This is a genomic window from Cedecea neteri NBRC 105707 = ATCC 33855, assembly GCF_001571265.1.
Lineage (GTDB): Bacteria > Pseudomonadota > Gammaproteobacteria > Enterobacterales > Enterobacteriaceae > Cedecea > Cedecea neteri.
In genome coordinates, this window is the sequence record NZ_BCTL01000098.1 from 1 (window position 1) to 5077 (window position 5077).

Consider the following 5077-nt stretch of genomic DNA (forward strand, 5'->3'; position numbering starts at 1 on the left):
CACTAAGGTAATCAGACGCAATTAAAATGCCAGCTTTCCTTACGGAAGAACGTTGAATCAAACATGTTTGCATAAGAAACTTCTCATGTTTAAATCATAATTAATTATTTCAATTGCAGGTGAATAAATAGGATGCCAATTACCTTCAATCAGACCTCAACTGTAGAGTGCGAGTTTTCAGAATGGACAATCAGCAATAAAAATCGAGCCAAGCTGATTGAAGTGATTGCATATTTATATTTACGGCAGGAAGAAAACGCACAGAGAGTAATTAATACTCTAGATCCGCAACCGCGCGTTCCGAAAGGCAGGGTCGCCGAGAATGTTGTGAGAAAATTGACGGCTCCGCGCGCTGAAGACGTCGAGCTACTCAAGTCAGGAAACAAAGCACAGAAGAAGGCAGCGGAAAAGCGGATCGATACATCTATTATTCACCGGGACGGACTTCTATTCCAGCATATCTCTTGGGTTGCCGCTCGGCTAGAGCTTCCGAATGGCTATATGACATCACCCCATGTTCGACAAGCAGATAAAGGCTTTGACGGCTTCATCATCGAACTAGATCAGAGTGTGGGTGAGATCAAACGAATTGTGCTCTGTGAGGACAAGGCCTCAAAATCGCCGCGCAACCTTATAACCTCTAGCGTGTGGCCCGAAATAGGGGCAATTAGGAACGGCGATCGCGATGATGAGATCCTCGCCGACCTCGTAACGTTACTGAGGGGGGTCCCAAGTATCGATGCAGAAGAGGCAGTGGATCAAATTTTCTGGGAAGGTGCTCGCGAGTTTAGGGTTGCTGTAGCGACTGGCGAAAATCAACGTAGGGCCGGTAGTTTTTTGCACATCATCGACGGTTTTGAAACGATTGCTGGTGGTGAACTTGACACTCGCACGGCTGGCATTTTGGCCTTCGAGGATGTACGCAAAGGTTTGGAGCTTTTCGCCAGAGAGGTGGCTGCCAAAGTAGAGGAGATCTCTAATGTTTGACCCTAGTTCCCGTGCTCTCCTGCGGGAGGCCCCTGACCTGCCAGGCCTTGATCCCGAAACGCTAGACGAGCTGTTGACGGCTGCGCACATAGAACTTGCTACGGTACGCCTTATGTCCCACGAAGGTGAACCTGAAGTCATGAGCGATGTGCTCGACCGAGTTCGACGCCTTGCTTCGACCTTCGAAGCCTATGTCGCACTCAATCTTCGACCTGAGCAAACACGTGCCGCAGCTTTTGTCGCCGCAAGTGCTCATCAGATATTGAGCCGTGTTCGTGAGACCATACTGGATCGACCAACCGTTGTTTCGAGTGATGCATTAGGATCATCAATTTCGGCGACGCTTTTATTTTTGATTGCTGGACGGGCAGCGGACGCGGCAGAGGTCGCGAGTCAACTCCGGGCCAAGGGAGAGCGCCGAGCTGTACGACGAAGCCTGATCCTGAGCCTTCGGGAATTGGCAACTGGTAATCTCACTACTCTGATAGAGCGTGATCTTGACGAAGATAAAATCGCAACGCGAGATAGTAGAGAAGTAGCTACTGATCTTCTTTTAAGGGAATGTGCTTATGTGGTCCAGGGCCTTGGACAGGAGGCGCGTGGTAGCGTTGTGTCCGGCACTGATATCCGCTCAAGGCTCAAGCGTGTTCTCCACTTGTCGGAAGCCACAGCGGTAGAGATTAACTCAGAGTTTGAAGGGAAAGTTCATCATCAATTTGCCGGTCCGCATCATTTGGCCACTTTGCTGAGTCGCCTTGTTGATGGAGTGCAGGCAGCGATGCTGATTCGACTGCCAGCACCATCAGGTGTGCGACTAAAGACATGGGCCGACTGGCTCCAGTCTCAGACACAATCTCGTCCTTTTCTGTGGATCAATCATCTAAAAGCTATCGGAACGGGATATTTGAACCGTGGAAGATCTATGGTGATGACGTCGCCGACTGGTTCGGGCAAAACCACGCTATCTGTCCTGAAAATTGCAGCAACTCTATGTGCGGGTGAGAGCGTTGTCTACCTAGCTCCTACTCACGCGCTCGTCGATCAAGTCGAGACCGATCTCTCTGCACAAATCGGTGACTTAGAGGTGGTGAGCGTCGTTGAAGACGTTGCGCTCGAAGAGCTTGGAGAAAAGCTGCCACCTTTCTCCGTCATGACCCCTGAGCGTTGCCTTGCCCTCCTGGGTTTCGCACCTGAGCTTTTTGACAAGGTCGGTCTCCTTGTGTTCGATGAGTTTCATCTCATTAGTGCAGATGATCCAGCTACTTCATTGAAAATCAGCACACGCGCCATTGATTCGATGTTGGCGCTCCTGACGTTTCTCCGCCATCGTAAGGAAGCAGACCTACTATTACTGTCAGCTATGGTCGCTAACGGTGCAGAAATCGCACGTTGGCTGCGGTCTGTAACGGGAAGGGAGGTTGAGGCGTTCGATGATCCTTGGAAGCCAACTCGGCAACTTCGCTCTTGTGTCATCTATGACCGCTCTGACATATATAAGGCCATACAAGTTGCATCGAAGACAAAAACCAAAACAGCAAAGAACCGGGTTCCCGCACAACCTTTTGGACTCTTTTCTTTAATTTCTGGGTGGCACCCAAAAAGGCCGGAGAAGCTAGTCATACAGGCACTCACTGAGCAACGGCCGCCGCTTGTGAAAAATGCCAAAGGAAAACTGACAGCAAACAGAAATGAAGTCGCGGCGCAGATCGCGGCCGACTATGCGGCCATAGGAAAGCGGGTTATTGTTTTCTGCAATGATTCTAAAGCGTGCGGGAGCGTGGCGGATCAGATCAATAAGCTACTGGCCTCGGCCTCCATCGCTTTGGATAAGACGCAGGAGGAAATACGTAAATTAGTTATAAGGGATGTAGGGTCGGCCGAAGCTACATTTGACCCTATGGGGTGCAGGGCAGCAGTTCATCATGGTGATTTGCTACCATTGGAACGGCGACTGACCGAAAGCGTTTTTCGGGCTAGCAGGGATACTGATAGCGAGGACCTAGGTCTAGATGTAGTCGCCGCAACATCCACAATCGCGCAGGGACTTAATCTGCCGTGTGATGTTGTTATCCTTGCAGGGACCGACCGAAGTGCGGTTGATGATCCCAGCGGGAACCCTCGCACGGACTTACGTCCACACGAGATACTGAATGCGCTTGGGAGGGCTGGTCGTGCGGCCTATGCTGCAACCGGCTTATCAATCGTTGTTCCTGCAACACCAATCTGTGTGGAAATAGATAATCTCTCTCTTCCGCCGGATGGAATTATGAAGATTGTTTTCTCGGAGCAGGATGCCTGTGAGGAGGTTTACGATCCGATAGAATTATTACTTGATCGAATTGAGATATCTGCTAATTCGGATCCGAAAGTGCAGTCAATGATTAGGCGTCTGTCCGCTGTCACCACAACAGGAGAGAGCGGCTTCGACGATATCGTTTGCCGTTCATTAGGCTTTTTTCGGCGTAGAGAAACTAATGCTCTGGGAGCTGATAAGTGGCTCGAACATCGCCGCATAGCTCTCAAAAAGGCGGAAGAACAACTGGAAGACCCTCTTATTCTGGATTGGCAAAGAGAAATTGCTATCCGTAATGGTGTTCCACCGAAGCTGATCGAAAGATTGAATGAGGCGTTTGATACAGCACCAGTTGAAAAGACGACTACAGAGCACTGGATCAGCTGGCTGTTGGATATAGTGGCTGACCATCCCTTAGATTTGACGATTTTCGTCAGACAAGCTGCTCTTGAGTCTGTTTTTGGTCGTTCTTACACGAATACAACAAAACCCAAGGCCACTTCCAAAAGAATATTGGGAGCACTAAAAACATTGGTATCAATGTGGTGCTCAGGGCGAACACTTATCGAGATCGAAGATTGGCTTCTCGCGTTTATTCGAAAGCACGAGGGAGAGGTCAAGCAGCAAGCAAACCAATCTACTAAAGCACAACGGGCTCGCCGTTTTGCTATACGCATTGCTCCTGATATTGGCTTTCTATGCGGAGTGCTTGGACAAATAGCTGCTTACAGAGCGACTAAACAAAACGTGCCTATGCTCCCCGTGATTGAAATGCTTCCGCTGATGGTGAGAGCTGGTGATTATGATCGCCATCATATGGTTTTAAGACAAATGACAAAAATCGCCTCGCGGGTGGAAACCTTTGAAGAACATATCTCACTGCGCGGCTCTTTTAAAGCTGGAGCTTCCGCTGAAATAGATATTGTAAAGGAGGATGTACAAGCTGCAATCACGCTCCAAGCATTTACGGATTTGGATGATGAAGAGTAGACGTACCCTTCTGAGAAGGGGGGAATACCCCCAAATCTCAGATTAGACCACATTCAGCAAAGAACGTAGTTTCTCTGCTGGCAACAATGTCGTGACCCTACGATTGTACTCCCACCAAAACCAGCGCATCCTTGATGCCGACAGTATCTTGTACAGTATAACTCGGCTCTTGGGATGGTTGAGTATCAGGTGAGCACCGCTGTAGCGGGCCTCAGCGCCTCATCTACTACCTCGCGCAAATACACCGAGTTGCTGTCGATGTTGCACCGGAAACCAAACATGTTTACCTGGCTATCCTATACAAATGATTCAAATCCTTAAAATCACCTTTCTCCGTATAACGGCTAATTAGATGTTTTGTTAAGCTGGTAATCTTTAATGACAGCGCCTTGCACAGAGCCTGGATTTACTACCGATGGACGAACCCAGATCAACCGTTCTCCCCAACGGCGAATATGACCCCTGCGAAGATGCATACGTTTCGTATGCGCCCCTGTACTGATGCCTTTTCCTGTTGATTTTGTTCGTTGTTCATCCGAAATCTGCAGCACTTTGTAAGTAAATCGAGGTCTTACAACAGGCTCCTGTATCTTAACGCGCTTTCCTCTGACCCATTGAGTTTTCTTGGAACTCAGTGGAACCAGTTCATCCACCACCACGTTTGCGCAATTCAGAATACTGCAGGCGTTTATGAATGCCTGCAGTTCATCCCGGGAGTTGATGATAATGTCAGCAAAAAGTTTATCGCGGTTTCCCAGCACGGATTCCGTCTGACTGGCAAACTCCGGCAGGATAACCACAGGTTCT

The 5077-nt window shown here is 49.1% G+C and carries 2 protein-coding genes and 1 pseudogene; 2 read left to right on the plus strand and 1 reads right to left on the minus strand.

Translation table 11 applies throughout. The features are described from left to right. The first annotated feature begins 132 nt into the window (after positions 1-132). Both CNE01S_RS23735 and CNE01S_RS23740 read left to right on the plus strand, forming a co-directional pair. The gene (locus CNE01S_RS23735) at positions 133-987 is read left to right on the plus strand and encodes a hypothetical protein (protein WP_061279128.1); all 855 of its coding nucleotides are present in this window, start codon (positions 133-135) and stop codon (positions 985-987) included. Further along, positions 980-4270 (plus strand): DEAD/DEAH box helicase, encoded by a 3291-nt coding sequence (locus CNE01S_RS23740; RefSeq protein WP_061279130.1) that lies wholly within the window; start codon positions 980-982, stop codon positions 4268-4270. Before CNE01S_RS23735 ends, CNE01S_RS23740 begins: the two co-directional genes overlap by 8 nt. Before the next feature lie 344 nt (positions 4271-4614). On the opposite strand, the pseudogene CNE01S_RS25550 reads toward CNE01S_RS23740, so the two are convergent. Then, positions 4615-5077: pseudogene (locus CNE01S_RS25550) on the minus strand (hypothetical protein); the annotation flags it as partial.

Excerpts from the sequence above, each read along its gene's own strand:
- CNE01S_RS23735 (WP_061279128.1), top strand. The coding sequence starts at position 133 with ATGCCAATTACCTTCAATCAGACCTCAACTGTAGAGTGCGAGTTTTCA.
- CNE01S_RS23740 (WP_061279130.1), top strand. The coding sequence starts at position 980 with ATGTTTGACCCTAGTTCCCGTGCTCTCCTGCGGGAGGCCCCTGACCTG.